The sequence below is a fragment of the Streptomyces albidus (ex Kaewkla and Franco 2022) genome, assembly GCF_013870515.1.
Lineage (GTDB): Bacteria > Actinomycetota > Actinomycetes > Streptomycetales > Streptomycetaceae > Streptomyces > Streptomyces albidus.
In genome coordinates, this window is sequence record NZ_JACBXA010000002.1 from 78,965 (window position 1) to 100,882 (window position 21,918).

A 21,918-nucleotide genomic window follows, 5' to 3' on the forward strand; every position below is an offset into this window, starting at 1 on the left:
ACGGTCTCGGATCCTGCCAAGGGTCGGGACGATCGGCGTGCTGCTCATTTGACGGCTCCTGCGGTCAGGCCGGCGATCACCTGGCGCTGCAGGAGGAGGAACAGTGCGATAGGGACCAGCATGATGACGGTCGCCCCGGCCATGGCGCCGGTGACGTTGTACCCGAACTGCGACTTGAAGCCGGACAAGGCCAGCTGCACGTTGTGGTTGGACTGAGTGACGGTGAGCAGATTGGCGAAGAAGAACTCGTTCCAGATCTTCACGAACGCCACGACGCACACAGTGGCGATGGCCGGTCGCGACAGGGGCAGGATGATCCGCCGCAGGGTGGTGAAGTACCCGGCACCGTCGATGAGGGCGGCTTCTTCGACCTCTGGGGGCAACGAGAGCAGGAAGGATCGCATCACGATGAAGGAGAACGGCAACTCCAGCGCCGAATAGAAGATCACCAATCCGATGCGGGAGTCGAACATGCCGAGCTCGCGCACCACGAAGAACACCGGCGTCGCCAGCCCCACCAAGGGGATGGCCAGGGCCAGGGCGAACATGGCGACGAGGAAGTTCCTGCCGAGGAATGCGTAGCGGGCGAGCGGATACGCGGCCAGAAACGCCACGGTGACGGCGCCGATCGTGCCACCGCCGGCGTACAGCAGCGTGTTGAGCACGTAGGTGTGCAGATGGATCTCAGTGAACGCGTCGATGTAGCCCTGGAAGGTCGGGGGAGAGGGGAAGAACCCCTTGCCCGAGTAGACCTGCGGGCCCGTTTTGAAGGAAGACAGCATCACCCACGCGGCGGGCAGCAGCGACAGCAGCGTGACCACGGTGAGGAAGCCGTAAACGAGCACCAAGGCCCACGAGCGTGGACGGGTGCGTCGCACGCTACGTCGGCGGGCGTCGGAGGTCGACGTGGAGGCAGGCAGGATGGCGGTCACAGGGCTCGCTCTCCGATCCGGAAGACTCGCCGCACCGTGACGATGAGCGTGGCGCCCAGGATCAAGATCACGGAGCCGACGGCGTTGGCATAGCCCCACTGCCCGTGCACGTAGGCACGGTAGGCGTAAAGGGCAAGAGTGGTGGTGGCGTCGTTCGGGCCGCCGGAAGTCAGGATGTAGACCAGGTCGAACATGCCGATGTCGACCAAGAGCCGCACGAGGATGACCGTGCCGATGATGTTGCGCAGCAGCGGCAGGACGATGAACAGCTGGCGCTGCATCAGGCTCGCACCGTCCGCTTCCGCGGCTTCGAGGAGTTCGGTGGGGATCGAGGCCACCTCCGCCATGACGACCACGACCACGAACCCGATGATGAACACGAATGTGCCGGCCACAGCCCACCGGGCGGTACCGCTGTTGAACAGCCAGTCGTGCTGGCCGCCCGTAACGGGGGCGAGCAGATTGTTCAGCAGACCGTAGGACGGGTTGTAGAACATCGAGAACACCAACGCGTACGCGGCCCCCGAGATGACGAACGGGATGAAGATGATCGTGCGGAAGAGCTTCCAGCCCGGCACTTTCATGGCAAGGGTCATGCCGACTGCCACGCCGAGTGGCACCTGGATGACCATGGAAGCGACGCAGTAGAAGAGCGTGTTGCCCGCGGCCTTCCAGAACACCGGGTCGGAGAACAGTTGGCGGTAGTTGTCCAGTCCGGTGAACGTGAAGTCGCCGGCGCCCCAGCGGGAGAACGCCGTTACGGCCAGCACGACGAGCGGCACCAGGAAGAACACGGCGAACAGGGCGAGGGCGGGCAGCATCGAGAGGGCGACGTGGCCGTGCATGCCGGCGGGGATACGCGGCCCGGCCGTGGGCTTGGGCGCCGGTGGCCGAACCTGGTGCGTGGTTCTCACAGCTCTAGCTCCCCGCCGCGGAGTCGGTGGCCAGGCGCGACAAGAAGGCCTTCGTATCGATCTTGCCCTTGACGTAGGCGGGCCACAGGTTCTTCCACGCCGCATCGATGCCCCCGGGGGCGTGGACCCGTGCGTGGGGGAAGCTCTGAGCAACCCGGGGGATCCGGGAGACCAGGCGCGAGCTGAGCGGCTCGAGCCCTGCCGCCTTGACGGTGGCGGCGGGCACCTTGACGGGTGGGTTGGAGCCCGTCGCCTTGGCCTGTTTGACGACCTCGTCTGTGGATGACATGAACCTCACGAACGCGCCCACCGCTTCGAGTTCGGTCTGGTCGCTCGTACCCGACACCCAGCCGGCGCCCGAGACGACGATCAGCCCTCGTCCCGCGTCCCATCCGGGGGACGGGGCGTACTCGGTGTTGTCGTACAGCCCTGGTGCGGCGTTTGCCGACTTCAGGTTGGTCTTGACGAACCATGGCCCGTTGGGGACGGTCGCGGCCTTGCCGGCCAGGTACTTCGAGGCGGCGTTCTGGAAGTCGCCGGAGAGGGAGTCGGCGTTCACATAGCCCTTGGCCTGCCAGTCGCGGAGGCGCTCGGTGGCCTTGACGGCGGCCTTGTTGGTCGACCAGTCCTTGCTGGTGGCGATCTCGGAGGTAAGGAAGTCACGGCCTGCTGGTTGCGTGCCTATGAGGTTGGACCACATCAAGAGGGTCGCCCAGTCCCCGTCGAGGGCGATCGGGGTCGCGCCTGCGTTCTTGAGCTTGGCGGCCATGGCCTCGAAGTCGTCCCAGGTGGTGGGGAACGATTCGTAGCCCACCTTTGCCAGGAGCTTCTTGTTGTAGAAGATCCCGATGGGATCCTGCTGCTGCGGAATGGCCCACCGTTGTCCCTCCTTGCCTGACAACGCTTCGAAGGCGCGGGGCTGGAACGAGGCGGCCCACTTCGCGTCGGACTTGAGGTCGGGCGCGAAGTCGTGCAGCTTGCCCGTGCTCGACAACGACTTGATCTCTGCGTTGTTCAGCTGGAAGACGTCGGGCAGGTCGTCGGCCAGCGCGAGGCGCTGGTAGTACTGCAGCCTGGCGTCCGCTGAGCCGGCGTTCGCGTTCTGCAGTGTCTTGACGTGGTACTTGCCTTTGTTGGCCTTGTTGAAGCGCTGTGCTGCCTCGAAGTTGAACTGCAGGAACGGGTCGGTGGTGGACTTTTGGCAGGTCGCACAGGTGATCTCGATCTCTCCGGCGGCGTTGGTGGACCCGCCTTTCGAGGTTGAGCAGGCGCCGAGAGCTCCCGCCATGAGGACGGCGGTAGTCGCGGCGGCGACGGTCTTGGTGCTACGCATGGTCCGCCTCACTTCTTCGTACGGCGTGGTCGGGGTGTTGAGAGGTCCGTTGCCGGCCGGCAGGTTGGAATGCAGGCCGAGCGCCGAGGCGCTTCAGTGGTGATCGTCAGTAGCCGACGATCTTCGGCCAGTGCCGCTCAACGCCGGCGGCGTCCAGCTCGGCCTGGAACTCGTCGAGCAGCTTGTCGTCGGCGCGGACCTGGGAGGGGGCGACGTCTCGGGCCGCGCAGAAGCCGATGAGGTGGCCGTCGACCTCGCCGATGTTCCACTCCACCAGGGGCATCCGGTAGGCGCCGTTGGTGATGTGGGTGGTGCCGATGTTCTTCGCGCCGGCGAGCAGGTTGGTGACCCGCACGGGAATGAGCGCGCCCAGGGGCAGCTCGAACGGGCAGCAGCCGATGTCGATGTAGGAGTCGCCGCCTGTGGAGGGATGCAGGTCGATGCGGTACATGCCGACGCCGACGCTGTCGCGGTGCTGCACGGCGCCGCGGTTCCCGCGAATCTCCAGGGAGATCTCCTGCTCGACGACCGTGTGCTCGGCCACGATGCGACGCGACTCTCGGACGTAAGGCGCCTTGGCCAGCCCATCGGGGCTGTCGCCCAGCACATCGCCACGCAGACGCAGCCCCGGCCATCCGATGCCGCCGTCGGGACGCGGAGCGGCGGTCTGCAGCCAGTACAGCAGGCTCAGCGACAGCTCACGGGCCCGCTGCAGGTGGAACTCCACCTGCTCCGCGGGAACATCGAAGACGGGACCGTCCCAGTAGTCCACCTGAGGCCAGTTCACCAGCGTGACGTCGGACTCGTAGGCACCGGGCAGAAAGTTCTGGGCTGCCGCGATGCGGCGGAAGGTCCACAGGTTGCGGTCCATACGCCCCACCCGCTGGTCCGCGTAGTCCGGACGGATGAGCGTGTGGTCCTCGACGGGGTTCGGGAAGAACGTGTGGTGCGAGGGCGCGAGCGTCTTGGGATGGGGCGCGGTCAGCGACAGCCGGCCGTCCGGCCAGTGCATCGCCGATGAGGTCAGGAAGTGTTCGTAGTTGTCGGGGCGCGCGATCGTGAAGTCCTCGCCCTCGACGTGGTCGAGGGCGAGGCACACCGAGATCGGCTGCATGTTGAGCGGGGCCGGGAGTTCCGGAGCGTGCGGTTCACCGGTGACATCCCGGGACTCGGCGCCGGTGACGTACTCGACGCCGGCCAGCGGAAGCAGATCGCCAGTCTCCGTTGCATCGACGAACCAGGTAGCGCTCACCGTCGTAAGATCACCAGTACGACGATCACGCAGAGTGATCGACTCCAGGGTGTCGGGGTCGTTCGTGTTCGTCACGGACAGCGGCTCGTGCTCCATCAGCACCCGGATGCGCCCGGAGGCCCGGTGCGGCGCGAGGAGAGCCTCGAGTACGGCCAGGGACACGCGCGGCTCGTGGCAGAGGTCGGAGACCTTGGCGGAGCCGGGATTGAGGGCCACCGTGCGGCGGGCCGCCTCGGTCAAGGGGTAGTGGCGGCGGTAGTAGGAGCGAATCGCCTCACGGAATTCTCGGTAGGTGGCTGTGCAGCCGAACTGCTCAATCCACACGTGCTCGTCCGGGGGGACCCCCTGGCTCGTCAGGACGCCGCCGAGCCAGTCGGTCGGCTCGGTCAGTACAACGCTCACGCCACGTCGCGCCGCGGCCAGAGCGGCCGAGACGCCGCCCAGACCACCGCCGACCACGAGAAGTTGTGTCTCAATCTCGTTCATGCCGAGATCTCACCACCGGAAAAGCGCCGGTAACATGGCCAGGGTGAGCAAGCCTGTGTCTGGAATTGATGCCGTCTCTCGGCGCCTGAGAATCGTCAATTCTGTGGTCCGCGGCGTTGTCCACCCTCCCGGCTCCCGAATCGGGCCTCGCGTGCAGAGCAATGTTCAGCTGATGCTGATCCATGCCGGAACGATGGTCGTGAACGTGGACGACCGCGACCCGTACACCGTCCCCGCGGGGCAGATGTGCATCCTGCTGCCCGGGCACACCGAGGTGATCGGCTTCGCCGAGGGCGCCGAGACTCGCCAGACGCTCGTCCGCGGTGAGCTCGACGAGCTCACCCCACAAATGAACCGGTGGCTGGAGGCATTGCGCCCGACCCGACCGTTGTCCTCCGCCCTGACGTACATGGCGCGCGAGGCCTTGATCACCGAACAGACCCGCCTCACCGCCCAAGGCGCACTGGTCGACGCGCTGGCTACGGCACTGCTGTGGCGCTTCATCGCCGAGTTCGAGAATCTGCCCGCTGCGCTGCCGGCGCCCATCGAGGACGCCCGGCTGTTCATCCACCGCAACGTCCAGAACGACATCGACCTGACGGCACTTTCCACAGTCGCGAGGGTGAGCCCTGAGCACCTGGTGCGCTTGTTCCGTGAGCACATGAACACCACACCCATGCGCTACCTGTGGGACCGACGCGTCACTCACGGCATCGAGCTGTTGACCAGCTCGGGGCTGCCTGTCGGATCGATCGCGGCGTGCTCGGGGTTCAAGACGAGCTTCCATTTCGCGCGCAAGGTCAAGGAGGCCACCGGCCTGTCACCGACGGCGCTGCGCGCGCGCAACTGGTCCCAGCACTCGACAGAAGCCAACGACGACCAGCGACCCTCCCAGGCCACTGCTCGAACCAAGGCGCGCGAAGAGCAGAATCCTCCCCGCAAGGACGAAGGGTGACCGACGCCTCCAGCCATCCGGAGACAAGATCAGCGGGCCCGCGCAGCGACCTTGCCGCCCGCAGGCCGATCGGTTCAGAGCCGGCCGGGATGTAGAGCTCAGGCAGAGACAAGCCCTCGGCCGATCAAACAAGGCATCTCCGGAGCGCCCGAGACGGTGACGGCGACGCAGGCACCCGGCTTCTCGCCGGCTTCGCCGTGCGTACTTGCCACGGCAAAGGACCGCTTCGGGCCGACCCGACTGACGCCCTCCAGCGATGCGTATGACTCCCCGGCTCACGCTCCAGACGACAACAAGGGGCAGTTCTCCGGGCGTTGAGAAGGCTCCTCGACGGAAGTGATCGGGCGAGAGCGTGAACTCGATTGCGGGCTCGTGCGGAGTAGGGAGTGACCGGGCTCTGTTTCGCCCGGCGAGGCGAGACGAACGGAGCCCGATGTGACAGCGCCCTCCCATGTGGAGCGCCGGCCGGACCCCTTGGAGGACTCGGTCCTGGTGCAGGCGTCACAGACCGATCCGCAGCGGTTCGCCGAGCTGTACGACCGGCATGCGCCGGACATTCACAGATATGCCGCGCGTCGCCTCGGAGAGACAACCGCGGACGACGTCGTGGCGGAGACCTTTCTGGTCGCGTTCCGCCGCCGGGACCGCTTCGACCCGTCGCGGGGTGCCGCACGCCCGTGGCTCTACGGGATAGCCAGCAACTTGATCGCCGGACACCGTCGTTCGGAGGTCATGCAGTACCGCGTGCTGGCGAAGACCGCGGTCGACCCCGTGGTCGAAGGACACCACGAGCGCTCGGACAGCCGGGTGGCGGCAGCCGCGGTGACCCGGCAGCTCGGTGCGGCTCTGGCACGACTCTCCAAGGGCGACCGGGACGTGCTCCTGCTGATCGCGTGGGAGTCGCTGACCTACGACGAGGTGGCACAGGCGCTGGAGATTCCCGTCGGGACGGTGCGCTCCCGACTGAACCGGGCTCGCAAGAAGGTCCGGAAAGCGCTCGGTGGGGTCGACCCCACCGCGGCACGCGAGGAGTTCAACCGTGGATGAGATGACAACGCTTCGGCACATGCGGGCGGAGATCTCTCGCCCCGGCCCGGACCGGCTGACCACCGGCCGGGAGCGGCTCCAGGCCGCGATCGACGAGGAAGCGACCGCAGCCGATACGGAGCTGCGACGACCGATCATCACAGGGGGATTCATGACCGACACGAAGGACAGCTCTCGCAATCCCGTACGCAGACGCCCACTGCTGAGCGTCGCTGTGGCCTCCGCGGCGGCCGTCGCGGTCATCGCCACGGCAGTGGTCGCCGACAACATCGGTGACAGGCAGGACAGTTCGGCGGACGTTGCGCGTCCGAAGCCTTCGTACGCGGAGAAGGTGCTCCGTAGTGCCGCGGACGAGGCACGGAAGGGCTCGGAGCCCGACATCCCGCGGGACGACCAGTTCATCTACACCAAGAGCGTCACCGAGGAGACCGAACGCAAGACCGGCAAGGGCAAGACCTACACGGACGAGAGCTGGACGTCCGTCGACGGCTCGAAGCACTCGTGGATCGTGTTTCTCGGCAAGGGCAATTGGACCAACCCGGGGGAGAACCGGACCCAGCCGCCGCAGTACGACTGGAGCGAGCTGAAGAAACTCCCGACGGACCCGGTCAAACTCATTCTCAGACTGTGCAGCCCGGTCGATCCGCCGCTGAAGCCGAAGTCGTTGAAGGGAGTGAGCAAGGAGGAGTGGAGGGACCTTCACTACCAGCTGAAGGGAATGGTGGCGCGGGCGCCGGTGATGCCCAACGAGCTGCGGGCCACCGCCTTCGAAGCGCTCGCCATGGTCCCCGGGATCAAGGCCAAGCCGGTGAAGGATGGCGAGGGACGCCCCGCGATCGGGATCTGGTCCAAGAACGCCCTGTTCGAAGAGAGCCTGCTCGTCCTCGATGAAGACACTCACAAAGTCCTCGGGTCCACGAGCATCCGCACTCCGGGCGACAAGACGTACGACCAGTTCTCGCATCTGGAGGACTACGCGATCGTCGACAAGCTCAAGCAACGGCCGTGACGTCGACGGCTGCCCGGCACCGATGCGGGAGGCGGCGTCACCGGACCGACCGCATCGGCTGTGGGCAGCATCTCCGACCGTGACCGTCGCTTCCTTGTCGGCGGATCGAACCGGCGACCTCGCGCTGGGTGCGGGTACGGTCCGTGCTGCGCGAAGCCGCCTACTGGGTCGAGGTCGTGCTCCAACTTGGTTACGAACTCATAGAAGCCCGCTGACCTGGAGATTCGCTCTCCGTCAGCGGGCTTCTCGTTACTGTCGGGACGGCGGGATTTGAACCCACGACCCTTGCCCCCAGAAGATCGCTTAAGTCGGAACTTGCGAGGCATCGGCGGACGTCATCCGGCTCCCTTCTTGCGAGGTCACCGGCCGTGGCACCATCGGTCGAACAGCTGGCGGTAGATCTCCACCGCGGCCTCGACCTTCGACGCCGAGCACCACTCGTCGACGACGTGGCACTGGTCGGGCTCACCCGGGCCGAGCACGACGGTAGGTGCCGGGCCACCCTCCCCGGACGGCGACAGCAGTCGTGCCAGCACCGAAGCGTCCGTGAAGTACCGGGCGGGGGAGTGAGGTTCATCGTCCTTGCCGGCGGCGATCAGAGCCTCGCGCACGAGCCCGACGAACGGGTCGCGCTCGTCCGTATCGACGACGGGCAGGACCACGTGGTCGTCGACCCGGACGCCGTCACCACTCAACTCGGCGACGACAGAGCGCACGTCGTCTCCGGCCACACCCGGGACAGTGCGGACGTCGAGGAGCATCTCCGCGGAGTCGGGTACGACGTTGGGCTGGACGCCGCCGCGCAGCAGACCCACGTTCGCAGTCACTGGGCCGAACGCCGCGTGGGACGGCCAGACGTCGTGGTCATGCAGCGCGGTGGCGGCACGGGCCAGCCGCACGACCGCGTTGTCGCCGAGCTGGGGCGCCGACCCGTGCGCGGCGCGGCCCCTGGCGGTCAGGCGCATCCAGTGCGCGCCCTTGTGACCGAGGACGAGCCGGTTGGCCGTCGGCTCGGCCACGAGCAGCGGACCCCCAGTCGCGAGCGACGACTGCGGGAGGCGGAAGGCTCCGGTGCAACCGGTCTCTTCCCCTGCGGTCAGGACCAGCTGCAGGCCGTGGCAGTGGTGCGGACGCGCGGTGTGGTCGACGGCTGCGACAACGGCGGCGGCCACCCCCGATTTCATGTCGCTGGTACCGCGCCCGATCATGCGGTCGCCGTCCCGTTGTGCGGCCCACGGGTCGACCGTCCACTGATCGGGGTCGGCCGGCACCGTGTCGAGGTGTCCCGTCACTGTGAGCGGCGAGGAGCCCGAGCCGGTGCGGGCCACGAGTTGGTCGCGTCCCTCCTCCCAGCCGGGCGTGGACACATCGAAGCCGTTGTCGCGCAGCCGGGCGGCGCACAGCGCTGCCAGTTCGCCCTCGCCGGACGCCACCGTCCGCGCCCGCACCAGCTCGGTCAGGAGGTCGAGGACGGCGGTCACCGGAGCTCCTCGTGGGCGGTCTCGCGTAGCGTGAAGATCGTCAGGAACGCGATGACCGAGCCGACGGTGACGTAGACGAAGAACAGGTCGGGGTGGCCTGCGTTGGACAGGGAGGTGATCACCAGCGGCGCCGTCCCGCCGAATATCGCGACCGTGATGTTGTACCAGGCGCCGATGCCCACGCCGCGCAGCTCGGTCGGGAACAGCTCGCTCATGATGGCCGGTGCGATGGATGACATCAGGGCGTACAGGCCAAGACCCGTGCAGAAGACGACCAGCAGTTGCGGCAGCCCGGCCCCGGGGGTGATGAGCTTGGACAGCGGGATGATCAGGCAGGCGAGGGCCGCGGACCAGAAAAGCAGCTGCGGCTTGCGTCCGAACCGGTCCGACAGCTTGCCGAACGGATACTGCAGCACGATGAAGAGCGCCGTTCCGACAGAGAGCGCGATGAACACGTCGTTGTCGTCGGCTTTTTGGGAATTCACGGCGTACGGCGTGAGCGCGCTGAAGAACGTGTAGTAGTTCAGCGTGTTCAGCAGCGTGATGCCGACCAGCTGCCCCACCGCCTTGGGGTGCTGCGTGATCGTCGTCAGCAGGGGCCGCTTCGTGCGCGCGGCCTTGTTCTTGTTCTGCTCGAACCGCTCGGTCTCAGAGATGGTGCGCCGCAAGTACACACCCACGACCGCGAGGAGTCCGCCCACGATGAACGGGATACGCCACCCGTACTCGCGTAGCTGGTCGTCGGTGAGCACGGACGAGAGGAAGGCCCCCAGCAGCGAGGCGAGCAGCAGTGCCGAGCCGGTCGAGATGTAGAAGAACGACGAGTACTGCCCTCGGCGTCCCCGGGGGGCGATCTCGGCCAGGTACGCCGAGGCGTTGGAGACTTCGCCGCCGAGCGACATGCCCTGCGAGATGCGGGCCAGCAGGAGCAGGATCGGAGCCAGCCAGCCGACCTGCTCGTAGGTGGGCAGCAGGCCGATTGCCAGCGAGCCGCCGGCCATCATCAGGATGGTCAAGATCATGGCCGTCCTGCGGCCGCGGACGTCGGCCAGGCGACCCAGCAGCCACCCGCCGACCGGGCGGAAGAAGAAGGCGACCGCGTACGTCGCCGTCGTGTTCACCAGAGCGAGCTCGGGGTTGTCGCCGGGAAAGAACTGCGTCGCGAAGTAGATCAGGAATGTCGCATAAATGGTCCAGTCGTACCACTCGATGGCGTTGCCGATGCTGGCTGCGACGAGGGTCCTGACCGGCAACTTGTGAGGGCCCGCGTCGACGGTGGTCTCCGCCGCGTCCTGCGTGTTGTCGCTCATTGGCGCTCCGTGAGTGTGAGAGCCCCCGATAATTGGACGAATGGCTGAGCCAAAGTAGCAGCGTCGACACTTCCCGGCCAGAGTCGAATCCACGGGTTCTTCTCCACCACCACATCCGTAAAGAGAGCGCCCCAAGGGGTACACGCAGCCCCACTGCGAATACTTGGCAGGGAGCCGGGACAGCTAGAGCACCCGGAACCCCCGAGGGGCCAGCGAAGCGGAGAACGAACGAGCAAGAGGCCAACAAGTGGTGGCCGACAATGAGCCGAGGGACTCAGCCACTACGTCTCCGGCCCGTCGGTATCCCCTGGCACGATCTCCGTTTGCTCGTGGACTGCGCGGAGTGCTGTCTGATTCGTCGACGCGGGTGTGTGGTGGCTGTCGTGGCGTTCGCGTTTTCGCGCCAGGTGTCAGCAAGGCTCGAGGGGTCCGTGCACGCTGGGTCTGGAAGCGAGCAGCACACGCCCAAGACGCCAAGTGCCTTACGGATCAGCACAATTGGCAGGCTGTCAGGCCCCACCCAAGTCTTTGAGGGATGGGTCGTCCCTGGCTCGAATCAGTGCGTGACGCGAACGTGGTGTGTCAGTTCTTGGGTGTGCGGGAGCGCGCCATCTTGGCCGCGACGGCGCGGGGGAGGTGGCGCGCCGCGAAGGCGTACGCCTTGTACTGCCAGCCGGTGACACTGACCGGCTTGCCTCGGTGGAGGTCGTGCAGTGCTTGACGTACGACGGCATCGACGTCGAGCCAGGCCCAGTCGGGCAGGCTGCTGAGGTCCATCCCGGCACGCTCCTGGAACTCGGTGCGGGTGAACCCGGGGCACATGGCGAGGACTTTGACGTTGTGCGGGGCGAGGTCCACGCGCAGCGATTCGCTGAACGCGGTGAGCCATGCCTTGGCGGCGCCGTATGTACCGGTGGGCAGGAGCGCGGCGACGGAGGAGACGTTGATGATGGCGCCGCGCCCGCGCGCGGTCATGCCTGGGGTGGCGGCGTGGGTGAGGCGCATCGGCACCCGGGTGAGCAGGTCGAGCATCCGCTCCTCGTCCTCGATCGCGCTGTGGGGGAAGGGCGCGGGCAGGCCGAAGCCGGCGTTGTTGACCAGGACGTCGACGGGGGAGACGGAATCGCCGGCGGTGGCGGCGAGGCGGGCCTCGACCCGTGCGCAACCGTCCCGCTCGAGAAGATCGGCTACGAGCACCTCGCCTCCGACGCCGTATCGGGAGTGCAGCTCGTCGGCGGCTGCCGTGAGGCGGGCCTCGTCGCGGGCGACGAGGACGAGATCCGCTCCGCGGGCGGCGAGTTGGCGGGCGAAGCAGGCTCCGAGGCCGGAACTGGCTCCGGTGATCAATACCGTGGTCATGGGTTCCCGAGGGGTGTGTGTATCGGCCGCGCCGCAGCAGGTACGGGCGGAGTTGGTGGCTGCCCGCTGGTCGTGACAGCAGCGGCGCTTCAACACCCATGCTGGGTCGTTGCGCTCGAAGTGAGCAACACCTTCAGCACGTCAAGGGCTGTATGAGTTAGGCGAATTGAGATGCTGTCAGGCGCAGACATGAGTTTCGACAGATGGGTATTGCCCAGGCATGGAGGTGGACGTTGTGGCGGGCGGTTGTCAGGCACGAACTCTTCAAGACCGGCGCATCGAGAACCACATACGTGCTGGCGACGCCGCGCTGCCTTGACCGGCGGTATGGCTCGAACCACTGAGTGTCGGGTGCCTGAGCGAGAGGGAAGATGACGAATCTGAACGTCGTGGTGACGTGGGTGGACGCACGCGAGAGGCTGCCTTGGAGTGGTGCACCGGTGGCAGCAGCGATCACGGGCCGGTATCCAGTTGACAGCGCCGCTGAGTCCGATACGGGGCTGGGTGAAGAATTTTGGCTGGTGAGGCCAATGGTCTTCATGACTCTGCACTGGAGTGAGGACGGGGCAGAGCACAGAGACTGCTTCGTCGACTCCGACGGGATTGTCCGTTTGCCCTACGGCCTTGCCAGTGAGGAGAACGTGACTCACTGGGCTGAGCTTCCCACCCTGCCAGGCGAGATGACGCACGGCCTTCTTGGGGAAGATGCGCAGTCAGCTCTCCAGAACGCGTGGGACCTTCGTCCCAGCACCTGACCCACGGCCTGCCATGTGGCGACCCGGACACTCGACGACTTGCCCGCCGCTCCAAATCGCAGGCGTGGAACCGGGACAGCCGCCGCGGCGCAATCAAGGGCCAGACTCTTTACGAACGCCTTCCGCAGTAAAGCCCATCGTCCGCAGGATCCCATTAGCTGCACATGCCGAACGTCTTGCAGTCTCAGTGGCAAGAGGCATCGATCAGACCGGGGGCACCATCGATTTTTTCCTCTGGTTGGGACCGGGATGGCCATCTACGCTGCTGCGCACCCCGGTTATCGGGAGATCCCCGCTGATGTAGGAGCATCGATGGCAACCACGCTTGCGGATGACCGGACAACGCAAAAGGGTCTACGACGCAGTGTCATCGCTGGGTCCATCGGCGTTCTCGTCCACTGGTTCGACTGGGCGGTCTACGCCTATATGGCCACGACGGTGGCGGACATCTTCTTCCCCAACCAGGACGGTACCGCCAGCCTCCTCTCCGTTTTCGCCGTTTTCGCCATCGCGTTCTTTGTCCGGCCTCTCGGATCGGTCATCTTCGGCCACCTGGGTGATCGCTTCGGCCGCAAGAAGACCCTCTCCCTGGTCATCATTTCCATGGCCGCCGGAACTCTGCTGCTCGGTCTGATTCCCGGCTACGACACGATCGGTGTGATGGCGCCGATACTCCTCGTCGTCGCCCGGATCATTCAGGGTCTCGCGGCCGGTGGTGAGTTCGGTTCAGCTGCTGCCTTCCTCGCGGAGTACTCCCCGGCGAAGCGTCGTGGGCTGGGGACCTCAGCCATCGAGGTCGGCTCCGTACTCGGCTTCCTGCTCGCGTCCTTCGTCGTGTGGGCGCTCCACGCGACGTTGAGCGAAGAGGCGATCATCGCCGGCGGCTGGCGTATTCCCTTCCTCCTGACGGTTCCTCTGGCCCTCGTCGGCTTGTACATCCGACTGAAGGTCGAGGACACCCCGGAGTACCGCGCGCTTGAGGAGCTCGACACCATTCCCGCGTCGCCCGTCACCGAGGTCTTCAAGAGCAACCGCAAGCAGTTCTTCCAGACCATCGGTGTCGAGACCTTCATGAACTGCACGTTCTACGTGGTGCTGGTCTACCTCCTCACCTACCAGGAGGAGGTTGTGGGGCTGCACCCCGATCAGGCCGCTCTGCTCTCGACGGCCGCGTCACTGGTCGCCATCGCCCTCATCCCGCTTTCCGGGATCGCCTCCGACCGTGTGGGGCGCAGGCCGGTCCTGCTGAGCGCTGCCGGGATGCTCATCGTGGGTGCCGTGCCCCTGTTCCTCCTCATGCGCCAAGGCTCCGAGTCCGCTGCCTTCGCGGCGACCGCCGGCCTGGCCGCCATTCTGGCGATCATCCTGGGCACGCACTCCGCGACCGTCGCCGAGCTCTTCCCCACCCGCACCCGGCAGAGCGGCCTGTCCATGGCCTACGCGATTGCCGGTGCCGCCTTCGCCGGCACCCTGCCGTACATCAACACGTGGCTCATCTCGGCAACGGATGACCCGATGATCCCGGCCTACACGCTCATCGTCGTCGGCATCGTGGGCCTGCTGACGGTCCTGACGATCCCGGAGACCAAGGGCACCGACCTCCTCCACGAGTCGGACGTCTCCGCGGGAAGCCGAGTCTCTGCACCCGTACGCTGAGCAGCAGCGATGACGGCGGCCGCCAGGCCGGCCCCGCTGTCGGTGCACCGTGGCGGACGGGAGTGCTCATGATCAACGTGACCCTGCGGCAGCTCGACTACCTGGTCGCGGTCGCCGAGCATGGGACGGTGACTGCCGCGGCGCAGGCTCTCCATCTCTCGCAGTCGACGGTCTCCTCCGCGATTGCCGACCTCGAGCGCGTCCTCAAGATCAACCTCTTCGTGCGGCATGCCCGGGGGCTGTCGCTCACCCGTGACGGCCAGATGGTCCTCGCCGAGGCCAGGCGCCTGCTGCGGGAGGTCTCGAGCCTGGAGCGCCGTGTGGCAGGCCTGAGTGGGGAGCTGGCAGGGGAACTTCACATCGGTTGCTATTCGACGATTGCGCCCCTCCTTCTTCCCGCCGTCGTCACCGAGTTCATGCTCCATTACCCGGCCGTGGACGTGAACTTCTCGGAAGGGTCGCAGCACGCGCTCCTGGAACAGATGGAACAGGGCAAGAGCGACGTGGCCGTCATGTACGCGTACCGGTTCCGGAATCATTTGACGGACCTCGGCCATACCGCCACCAAGCTGACGTCCGTGCCGCCTTACGTCCTGCTGCATCCTGAGCACGGCCTTGCCCAGGCGGACTCCGTGGCATTGCGTGATCTGGCGGGGGAGCCCTATATCCTCTTCGACCTCGAGCCGGGTGGGCAGTACTTCCTGTCCGTCTTCGAGGCGGAGGGTGTGACCCCCGACATCCGCTTCCGCACGCCCAATTCCGAGCTCGTGCGCTGCCTGGTCGCCAGGGGTGCGGGGTATTCGCTGCTGAGTCAACGGCCGAAGACGACGGTCAGTTACGAGGGCCTGCCGTACGTGGCCAAGGAACTCACAGTCAGACACGAGGGATTGGATGTCGTCGCGGTCACGCCGGGCGACCGAGTGCCCAGCAAACGGGTCGCGACATTCATCGAGATGGCCGTGCATCTCCTCAGGCCCGAGGTATTGAGATAACCGAAGGGACCTACGGAAATCCATTCTGGATGACGAGACCGCTTCTCCGTACGGTGGTGAACATCCGACCGGGGCAATGGCCGTGGAGACAAAGGGAGCCAGGTAAGTGCTGCGCATTGAAGCAGAACTCGTCGAGTTCCTGCGTGTCCCGACGCCAGTATCGCCGCCAGGCCAGGACGCCAGACACTCCTCACTCCACCTCACCGGTGGCAGGACAAAGTGAGTCCTTCCCGGACGAGTCGCCGACCGGCGGTGCAACAGACCAAATGCAGTGGAGGTACGTACGGATGTCGAGCACAGCCACGGAAGTTCTCGTCGTGGGCGGAGGTCAGGCCGGGATCGCCATGAGCGAGCATCTCGGCAACCACGGCGTCCCGCACGTCGTCCTGGAGCGCGACCGCGTCGCCGAGCGGTGGCGGACGTCCCGTTGGGATTCGCTCGTGGCCAACGGCCCGGCGTGGCACGACCGTTTCCCGAACCTGGAGTTCCCGTGCGCACCCGACGCCTTCCCAACGAAGGAAGAGGTGGCGGCCTATCTTGCGGAGTACGCGGAGAAGATCAACGCTCCGATCCGCACCGGGGTCGAGGTGATATCCGTGACCAAGAACATCGGAGAGCCCGGATTCCACGTGGTCACCTCGGAGGGCACCATCGACGCCCGCTACGTGGTGGCCGCGACGGGTCCCTTCCAGAAGCCGGTGATCCCGGCCGTCGTGCCTGACGCGGCCGGCATCCAGCAGATCCACTCCAGCACCTACTGCAACCCGCGGCAGCTACCGGAAGGGGCCGTCCTCGTGATCGGGGCCGGGTCCTCGGGAGTGCAGATCGCCGACGAACTCCGAGGGTCGGGCCGCGAGGTCTACCTTGCCGTCGGCCCGCACGACCGGCCCCCGCGGCGCTACCGCGGCCGTGACTTCGTCTGGTGGCTCGGTGTCCTGAACAAGTGGGAGGCGGCAACGCCGCCCCAGGGCGCCGAGCACGTCACCATCGCGGTCAGTGGCGCCCGCGGCGGCCACACCGTCGACTTCCGCAACCTCGCCGCGGACGGCATCAAGCTGGTCGGGACGGCCGAGTCCTACGAGGACGGGAAGATCCGGTTCGCTCCGGACCTCAAGCAGAACATCTCGCAGGGCGACGCCAACTACCTGTCACTGCTCCAGGAGGCCGACGCCTACATCGAACGCAACGGCCTCGACCTGCCCGAGGAGCCAGGGGCCCACCACCTCCAGCCCGACCCGGAGTGCGTGACGAACCCCCTGCTCCAACTCGACCTCACCGGGGCGGGCGTGACCTCGATCGTCTGGGCCACCGGCTTCACACAGGACTACAGCTGGCTGAAGGTCGACGCGTTCGACGAGACGGGGCGACCGCAGCACCGTCGTGGCATCTCTTCCGAGCCCGGCGTCTTCTTCCTCGGCCTGCCGTGGCAGTCACGGCGCGGATCAAGCTTCCTCTGGGGTGTCTGGCACGACGCCGGATTCCTCGTCGACCACATCATGATCCGCCGGGCCTACCGCGCCTACAACTCCGCGGAGGCGGCGGCGACCGCGTAGTTGGAGCCTCCCGCTGCTGCGTCACCTTCGGGGCGACCCCTCGATCACGCCGTCACCCACCTGTCCGCCGACTTCAATTCAGAGGTCTCGAACGGCCCTTGCAGCGCCCTGCAGTTCGGCCCGGGAGCTCCCAGAGATGGGGAAACGCTCATGAAGCACACCAGAATCCGTACCTTCAACACCAAGGACACCTACCCCGAGCAGAACCTCGACAATGACCTGTGCCAGGCCGTCGTCGCCGGTGGCGTCGTATATCTGCGGGGGCAGATCGGTCAGGATCTGGAAACCCGCGAGAGTGTGGGCATCGGCGACGTCGAGGCCCAGGCGGAGAAGGCGATGTCGAACATCGCCATGCTGCTGGAAGAGGCCGGCGGCGAGCTCGAGGACATCGTCAAGGTCGTCGTCTACCTTACCGACATCCGCTACCGCGAGACGGTGTACCGCGTGATGGGGCGTTGGCTCAAGGGCGTCCACCCGGTCTCGACCGGCATCGTCGTTCAGGCGCTCGCCCGTCCCGAGTGGCTCGTAGAGATCGATGCCACGGCCGTTCTCGGGGAGCGTGCATGACGTTCTCCATCGTGGCCAGGGACGGCTCCGGCGCCTTCGGTATGGCGGTCACCTCATCCTCTCCCTGCGTGGCTGCGCGCTGCCTCCACCTTCGCTGTGGTGTGGGCGTCGTGGCCTCCCAGAACATCACCGACCCCCGGTTCGGTGACTGGCTCCTCGACAGGCTCGCCGAGGGAGCTTCGGCCGACGAGGCCCTGGCAGGGCTCCGCGAGCACGACGACACGATGGACTACCGTCAGGTGGCCGTCATCGGGGCTCAGGACGCTCCGGCGGTCCATTCCGGCGGGCGGACCCTCGGTGTCCACCACTCGCGGACGTCGGAGCACGCGGTGGCCGCCGGCAATCTGCTCGACAGCACCGGTGTCGTCGACGCCGTCCTGAAGGGGTTCGAGTCCGCCGTCGGCGAGTTGGAGCGGCGGCTCCTCACAGCGCTGAAGGCCGGTCTGGCTGCCGGTGGCGAAGCCGGCGACCTCCACTCGGCCGGACTCGCTGTCGCTCGCGACGCCGGGTGGCGCGAGACCGACCTCCGCGTCGACTGGAGCGAGACTCCGATCTCCGATCTGGAGGTGCTGCTGGAGATGTGGCTGCCACAGCGCCGGGACTACGTGACGCGCGGCATCGACCCCAGCACGGCCCCGGCGTACGGGGTGCCCGGCGATGAATGAGGCTAAGAAGCGCGTCCAAAGCGACGTCGAGAGTATTCGCGGCGAACTGATCGCGCTGTCGGAGAGCCTGTACCGCAACCCCGAGACTGCGTGGAAGGAGATCGAGTCCGCCAGGAACGTGGCCGGGGTCCTGCACCGGAACGGCTTCGAGGTCACGGAGAACTTCGTCGGCCTGCCGACCGCCTTCCACGCCCGGCTCGGATCAGGTGCGAAGCGAATCGGCTTCATGGCCGAGTACGACGCCTTGCCGGGGATCGGGCATGCGTGCGGGCACAACCTCATCTCGGCGATGTCGGTGGGTGCAGCGATCGCACTGGCCCAGCGAGCACACGAACTCGGAATCACCGTCGAGGTCTTCGGTACTCCCGCCGAGGAGGGCGGCGGCGGCAAGATCGAGATGCTCGACCGCGGCGCGTTCGACGGCCTCGACTTCGCGATGATGGCCCACCCGGCCCCGGTGGACGTCGCCCGCGCCGTCCCCTTCGCCGTGTCGCACTCAGCGATCCGCTACACGGGCAAGGCCGCGCATGCGGCCGCGTACCCGACCCACGGAAGGAACGCGGCGGACGCGTTCACGATCGCCCAGGTCGCGATCGGACTGCTGCGCCAGCAGCTGCCGGCGAGCGTCCGCGTGCACGGCATCGTCACCTCCGGCGGCGAGGCACCGAACGCCATCCCACAGACGACGGCGGGACGTTGGTACGTGCGTGCGAAGGACATGGCGGAACTCGCCGAAACCGAGGAGAAGGTGCGCCGCTGCTTCGAGGCGGGTGCCCTGGCCACCGGGTGCGAATTGGAGATCGAGCCGGAGTCGCAGCCGTACTCCGACTTCCGCACCCATGAGTCGGCGTTGAAGTTGTACGAGCAGAACGCCGTCGAGTTGGGGCGCGAGTTCGTCACTGAAGGTCCCGAGATGCAGATGTGCCGCGCGTCGACGGACATGGGCAACGTCTCGCAGGTCGTCCCCGCCATTCACCCCTACATCGGTCTCGACTGCTTTCCAGTGCTCAACCATCAGAGGGAGTTCGCCGATCATTGCATCGGCGAGGTGGCTGAGCGGACCCTCACCGATGGTGCGACAGCCCTTGCCTGGACGGCGCTCGGCCTGGCACAGGAGTCAATGGTTTGAGCGGACACGACCAAGCGCCCTCCGCGTCTTGGCCGGCGCCAACGTGAGCGTGAGAGATGGGTGGCCCACGATCGACGTCTGCGCCCTGGCTCGGGCTCCTCCACACCGCGACTGCCGGACTCGCCGCCCGCCTCGGCTCCACCACCCCGCAGGTCTCCCGGACGGTGCGCCAGCTGCGGGAAGCCGGCCTGGTGCGTTCGGAACGAGACGGAAAGCTGTCCGCCACCGCCTGGCCACAGACGTACTCCGGCGCCTGGGCGACGACGTCCTGGCCACAGCCATGCGGTAACTCACGCTCGTCGATACCGAACTACCAGCGCCACCGTGCTGCGTTGGTGTCCCAGCCATGGCGCGAGGCAGGGAGGGCACAGCTGACGACGCGAGCCGTGGAGGAGCGGCTGGATGCCTGTGTCACCGCCCTGCTGGACGCGCTGGGCTGAGCCAGGCGGCCCTGGACGCTGCGGGCCGTTGACGCGGCCCCTGCCGAGCCGCTCGCAAGCGAGAGTTCGGAGGTGACTGTCCTCAACTGCCGCTCGGGAGCGGTGAAGTCGCGCCTGTCGCGGCGTCTACGCGCGGATTCCGACAGCGATGAGGTACTCCTTCTCGAAGCGCGCGTTCTCATCGCTTCCGCGGTTCCACTCGTCGCAGAACGCGTCCAGCGCCGCGTCGAACTCGTCGGCCTGTCCGTTCTTCTCCGCGTTGGCCCGCACGGCGATCGCGGGGCCGTAGCACGCCTTGAAGTGCTCGCCGTAGTCGCGCGGGTGCTCGAACGCGGTGATCTTCAGTTCCTCACGGCGCAGCGTGCCGAAGTCGACGCGGTTGCCGAACATCTCCGCCACATGCTCCTCGCTGCCCCACAGCGGCGCCGGTGAGGCGCCCGGCGGTGGCGGCGGTGCGAATGGTCCCATCATGCGGAACAGTGCGCCGATCATGCCTTCCGGTGTCCAGTTCAGCATCCCGATCGTGCCGCCCGGGCGGCAGACGCGGACGAACTCATCGGCGACGGCCTTATGGCGCGGCGCGAACATCGCGCCGATCGACGACATCACGACGTCGAACGAGCCATCCTCGAAGGGCAGGTTCTCAGCATCGGCCTCGACCCAGTCGAGCGTCACACCCTCGGCAACGGCGCGCTTGCGCCCGGCCTGGGAAAGCTCAGGTGTCAGGTCGCTCGCCGTGACGTCGGCACCGGTCTGCGCCGCGGGAATCGAGGCGTTGCCAGTTCCCGATGCGACGTCAAGGACCCTCATCCCCGGGCTGATCGCGCACGCCTGGACGAGCGTGGGCCCGAGCGGCAGCAGGAACGTCTCGACCATCGCCGGGTAGTCGCCTGACGCCCACATCTTGCGGTGGCGCGCCTTGAGCTCGGTATCGGTCATGGTTGACATAGCGGGTCCCCTCATTGGTCCCCTTTGTCGCTTATGGGTCCAACCGTACTCGCGAGCCCTCGTGTGCACCATGGGGAGGCACCCCAGGGTTTCGCGCGGCGCTTCAGACCAGGCTGCGAGCGCAGTCCTCGATCGAGTCGCCGATTGGGAGGGTCGTCCACCCCGGGTTCCTGCGCGCTACAGTCGCCACCCCTGGCAGGGGCGATGAGGAGGACGCAGGCTGCTGCACGCGACCGGATGTGGCAACCAGGCCAACACAGGAAGTGGCGCCCTTCCGCCGTGATGATCTGCAATCCCCGTTCGCTGTCGTGGTTCGCCACCTCGGCAGAATGGGTGCCCCGGCTGCTCCCGAGTGTCTGACGGGCAGCCAGGCGCTCGCCCGGTCACGGAACTTCACCGGGGCGGGCCACGTTGGCAGGGTGCCGCGTGACGGGCGCGGTGGACGTACGGCGAAGTCGAGGTGGCAGCAGTGGCGATGTGGGACCGGCTCAAGGATCAGGCCAAGGGGCTCCAGCAGCAGTCGCCGGGCAGGCGTGGGGCGGGTCAGGCGCGACCCGGCGGAGGATCCGGCTCGGGAGGCTCCAAGGCGCAGCTCGTCAGCGCCTTGAAGACCCAGCTGACCTCCCTCAAGGCGGAACTCAAGAGCGGCGCGTTCCGGGATGCGAGCATGGCCGCGTGCGCCCTGGTCGCCGCCGCGGACGGGCATGTCGATCCGGCCGAGCGCCAGCACGTTGAATCCCTCATCCTGAACAACGACGTCCTGCAGAACTTCCCTCCGGCCCAGCTCCGGGAGCGGTTCAACAAGCACGCTGACCAACTCGCGGCGAACTTCGCGCATGGCAAGGCCGAGGCGCTACAGGAGATCGCCAAGGCGGCGAAGAAGCCGGCCGAGGCCCGTGCCGTGGTCCAGACCGGCGTTGTGGTGGCCGGGGCAGACGGTTGGGTGGCCCCTGCGGAGGAGCAGGTCCTGCGCGAGGTCTGCGCGGCTCTCGGACTGTCGCCCACGGAGTTCGGCCTCTGAGGCGACTGCCATGCAGGCCTACTTGTACCCGAGGGCAAGGTCTGAACTTCCAGTCCGGTCATTGGCACTTTCAGGCAGTCGGCGCATCTCATGCGGCGAGGTATGCCTGACCCA

The 21,918-nt window shown here is 66.8% G+C and carries 19 protein-coding genes and 1 pseudogene; 12 read left to right on the forward strand and 8 right to left on the reverse strand.

The genetic code is table 11. The features are described 5' to 3' along the window. Positions 1-44: 44 nt before the first annotated feature. From H5J26_RS00860 to H5J26_RS00875, 4 genes are all read right to left on the reverse strand, one after another. The gene (locus H5J26_RS00860) at positions 45-932 is read right to left on the reverse strand and encodes a carbohydrate ABC transporter permease (protein WP_181763670.1); all 888 of its coding nucleotides are present in this window, start codon (positions 930-932) and stop codon (positions 45-47) included. Beyond that, the gene (locus H5J26_RS31160; RefSeq protein ID WP_181763671.1) at positions 929-1,846 is read right to left on the reverse strand and encodes a carbohydrate ABC transporter permease; all 918 of its coding nucleotides are present in this window, start codon (positions 1,844-1,846) and stop codon (positions 929-931) included. The genes H5J26_RS00860 and H5J26_RS31160 overlap by 4 nt, the downstream gene beginning before the upstream one ends. Before the next feature lie 4 nt (positions 1,847-1,850). Beyond that, entirely contained in the window at positions 1,851-3,179 is a 1,329-nt protein-coding gene (locus H5J26_RS00870) for an ABC transporter substrate-binding protein (protein ID WP_181763672.1), read from the reverse strand. Between the two features lie 106 nt (positions 3,180-3,285). Beyond that, on the reverse strand, positions 3,286-4,917 hold the full coding sequence (locus tag H5J26_RS00875; RefSeq protein WP_181763673.1) for an FAD-dependent oxidoreductase: 1,632 nt from the start codon (positions 4,915-4,917) through the stop codon (positions 3,286-3,288). Positions 4,918-4,960: 43 nt separating this feature from the next. Here H5J26_RS00875 and H5J26_RS00880 point away from each other — a divergent pair, with 43 nt between their 5' ends. The 3 genes from H5J26_RS00880 to H5J26_RS00890 all read left to right on the forward strand — a co-directional run bounded on the left by H5J26_RS00880 (position 4,961) and on the right by H5J26_RS00890 (position 7,928). Next, the gene (locus H5J26_RS00880) at positions 4,961-5,872 is read left to right on the forward strand and encodes an AraC family transcriptional regulator (RefSeq protein WP_181763674.1); all 912 of its coding nucleotides are present in this window, start codon (positions 4,961-4,963) and stop codon (positions 5,870-5,872) included. Between the two features lie 435 nt (positions 5,873-6,307). After that, a complete protein-coding gene (locus tag H5J26_RS00885) occupies positions 6,308-6,919 on the forward strand; it encodes an RNA polymerase sigma factor (protein WP_181763675.1) in 612 nt (203 codons plus the stop codon). Between the two features lies 1 nt (position 6,920). Further along, on the forward strand, positions 6,921-7,928 hold the full coding sequence (locus H5J26_RS00890) for a CU044_5270 family protein (RefSeq protein WP_235980160.1): 1,008 nt from the start codon (positions 6,921-6,923) through the stop codon (positions 7,926-7,928). 359 nt (positions 7,929-8,287) lie between these two features. On the opposite strand, the gene H5J26_RS00895 is transcribed toward H5J26_RS00890, so the two are convergent. From H5J26_RS00895 to H5J26_RS00905, 3 genes are all read right to left on the reverse strand, one after another. Further along, positions 8,288-9,409, reverse strand: coding sequence for a M20 family metallopeptidase (locus tag H5J26_RS00895; RefSeq protein WP_181763677.1), 1,122 nt, complete (start codon positions 9,407-9,409; stop codon positions 8,288-8,290). Next, on the reverse strand, positions 9,406-10,719 hold the full coding sequence (locus H5J26_RS00900; protein WP_181763678.1) for an MFS transporter: 1,314 nt from the start codon (positions 10,717-10,719) through the stop codon (positions 9,406-9,408). The genes H5J26_RS00895 and H5J26_RS00900 overlap by 4 nt, the downstream gene beginning before the upstream one ends. Positions 10,720-11,301: 582 nt before the next feature. After that, entirely contained in the window at positions 11,302-12,078 is a 777-nt protein-coding gene (locus H5J26_RS00905; protein ID WP_181763679.1) for an SDR family NAD(P)-dependent oxidoreductase, read from the reverse strand. Between the two features lie 371 nt (positions 12,079-12,449). Here H5J26_RS00905 and H5J26_RS00910 point away from each other — a divergent pair, with 371 nt between their 5' ends. The 8 genes and pseudogenes from H5J26_RS00910 to H5J26_RS00950 all read left to right on the forward strand — a co-directional run. Further along, positions 12,450-12,833 (forward strand): AQJ64_40280 family protein, encoded by a 384-nt coding sequence (locus H5J26_RS00910; protein WP_181763680.1) that lies wholly within the window; start codon positions 12,450-12,452, stop codon positions 12,831-12,833. A gap of 312 nt (positions 12,834-13,145) precedes the next feature. Next, positions 13,146-14,489 carry an MFS transporter gene (locus H5J26_RS00915; protein ID WP_181763681.1) on the forward strand — a complete coding sequence of 448 codons (1,344 nt, stop codon included), beginning with the start codon at positions 13,146-13,148 and terminating at the stop codon, positions 14,487-14,489. Between the two features lie 68 nt (positions 14,490-14,557). Then, positions 14,558-15,481, forward strand: coding sequence for a LysR family transcriptional regulator (locus H5J26_RS00920; protein WP_210770863.1), 924 nt, complete (start codon positions 14,558-14,560; stop codon positions 15,479-15,481). Positions 15,482-15,768: 287 nt separating this feature from the next. After that, the gene (locus tag H5J26_RS00925) at positions 15,769-17,034 is read left to right on the forward strand and encodes a flavin-containing monooxygenase (protein WP_181763682.1); all 1,266 of its coding nucleotides are present in this window, start codon (positions 15,769-15,771) and stop codon (positions 17,032-17,034) included. A 150-nt stretch (positions 17,035-17,184) separates the two neighbouring features. After that, on the forward strand, positions 17,185-17,601 hold the full coding sequence (locus H5J26_RS00930; protein ID WP_181763683.1) for a RidA family protein: 417 nt from the start codon (positions 17,185-17,187) through the stop codon (positions 17,599-17,601). Further along, entirely contained in the window at positions 17,598-18,266 is a 669-nt protein-coding gene (locus H5J26_RS00935) for a DUF1028 domain-containing protein (protein ID WP_181763684.1), read from the forward strand. The genes H5J26_RS00930 and H5J26_RS00935 overlap by 4 nt, the downstream gene beginning before the upstream one ends. Then, positions 18,259-19,395 (forward strand): M20 family metallopeptidase, encoded by a 1,137-nt coding sequence (locus tag H5J26_RS00940; RefSeq protein ID WP_181763685.1) that lies wholly within the window; start codon positions 18,259-18,261, stop codon positions 19,393-19,395. The genes H5J26_RS00935 and H5J26_RS00940 overlap by 8 nt, the downstream gene beginning before the upstream one ends. Positions 19,396-19,730: 335 nt before the next feature. Then, a pseudogene (locus H5J26_RS00950) lies at positions 19,731-19,835 on the forward strand (aminoglycoside phosphotransferase family protein); the annotation flags it as partial. Positions 19,836-19,961: 126 nt separating this feature from the next. Here the strand turns inward: H5J26_RS00950 and H5J26_RS00955 are convergent. Further along, positions 19,962-20,774, reverse strand: coding sequence for a class I SAM-dependent methyltransferase (locus H5J26_RS00955; RefSeq protein WP_235980124.1), 813 nt, complete (start codon positions 20,772-20,774; stop codon positions 19,962-19,964). A 478-nt stretch (positions 20,775-21,252) separates the two neighbouring features. Here H5J26_RS00955 and H5J26_RS00960 point away from each other — a divergent pair, with 478 nt between their 5' ends. Beyond that, the gene (locus H5J26_RS00960) at positions 21,253-21,804 is read left to right on the forward strand and encodes a tellurite resistance TerB family protein (RefSeq protein WP_181763687.1); all 552 of its coding nucleotides are present in this window, start codon (positions 21,253-21,255) and stop codon (positions 21,802-21,804) included. The last annotated feature ends 114 nt before the right edge of the window (positions 21,805-21,918 follow it).

Bases quoted from the DNA above. Each gene is read 5' to 3' on its own strand.
- H5J26_RS00890 (WP_235980160.1), top strand. From the start codon at position 6,921: ATGACAACGCTTCGGCACATGCGGGCGGAGATCTCTCGCCCCGGCCCG.
- H5J26_RS00910 (WP_181763680.1), top strand. From the start codon at position 12,450: ATGACGAATCTGAACGTCGTGGTGACGTGGGTGGACGCACGCGAGAGG.
- H5J26_RS00870 (WP_181763672.1), bottom strand. From the start codon at position 3,179: ATGCGTAGCACCAAGACCGTCGCCGCCGCGACTACCGCCGTCCTCATG.
- H5J26_RS00930 (WP_181763683.1), top strand. From the start codon at position 17,185: ATGAAGCACACCAGAATCCGTACCTTCAACACCAAGGACACCTACCCC.
- H5J26_RS00955 (WP_235980124.1), bottom strand. From the start codon at position 20,774: ATGACCGATACCGAGCTCAAGGCGCGCCACCGCAAGATGTGGGCGTCA.
- H5J26_RS00905 (WP_181763679.1), bottom strand. From the start codon at position 12,078: ATGACCACGGTATTGATCACCGGAGCCAGTTCCGGCCTCGGAGCCTGC.
- H5J26_RS00935 (WP_181763684.1), top strand. From the start codon at position 17,598: ATGACGTTCTCCATCGTGGCCAGGGACGGCTCCGGCGCCTTCGGTATG.
- H5J26_RS00940 (WP_181763685.1), top strand. From the start codon at position 18,259: ATGAATGAGGCTAAGAAGCGCGTCCAAAGCGACGTCGAGAGTATTCGC.
- H5J26_RS00925 (WP_181763682.1), top strand. From the start codon at position 15,769: ATGTCGAGCACAGCCACGGAAGTTCTCGTCGTGGGCGGAGGTCAGGCC.
- H5J26_RS00900 (WP_181763678.1), bottom strand. From the start codon at position 10,719: ATGAGCGACAACACGCAGGACGCGGCGGAGACCACCGTCGACGCGGGC.
- H5J26_RS00920 (WP_210770863.1), top strand. From the start codon at position 14,558: ATGATCAACGTGACCCTGCGGCAGCTCGACTACCTGGTCGCGGTCGCC.
- H5J26_RS00875 (WP_181763673.1), bottom strand. From the start codon at position 4,917: ATGAACGAGATTGAGACACAACTTCTCGTGGTCGGCGGTGGTCTGGGC.
- H5J26_RS00915 (WP_181763681.1), top strand. From the start codon at position 13,146: ATGGCAACCACGCTTGCGGATGACCGGACAACGCAAAAGGGTCTACGA.